The sequence below is a fragment of the Streptococcus sp. CCH8-C6 genome, assembly GCF_001557225.1.
Lineage (GTDB): Bacteria > Bacillota > Bacilli > Lactobacillales > Streptococcaceae > Streptococcus > Streptococcus sanguinis_C.
Genome location: NZ_LSJN01000038.1, coordinates 1 through 212, shown reverse-complemented (window position 1 = coordinate 212; position 212 = coordinate 1). Strand labels below are relative to the sequence as shown.

The following is a 212-nucleotide window of genomic DNA, read 5'->3' as shown; positions in this document are numbered from 1 at the left end:
TACTTGCACTCACTGAGGAACTTGTCGAGGCTGATTCACTCGCCGATACGGACGCACTCGTCGAAGCGGACTCGCTCGCTGATACAGACGCGCTCGTGGATGCAGATTCACTGGCACTAACTGACGCACTTGTTGAGGCCGATTCGCTCGCAGATACGGACGCACTGGTCGAGGCTGATTCACTGGCGCTTACAGATGCACTTGTTGAGGCC

1 pseudogene is annotated in these 212 nt (G+C 56.6%); it reads left to right on the top strand.

Annotated features, from left to right (window positions below):
* Window positions 1–212, top strand: a pseudogene (locus tag AX677_RS09520) (MSCRAMM family adhesin SdrC); the annotation flags it as partial.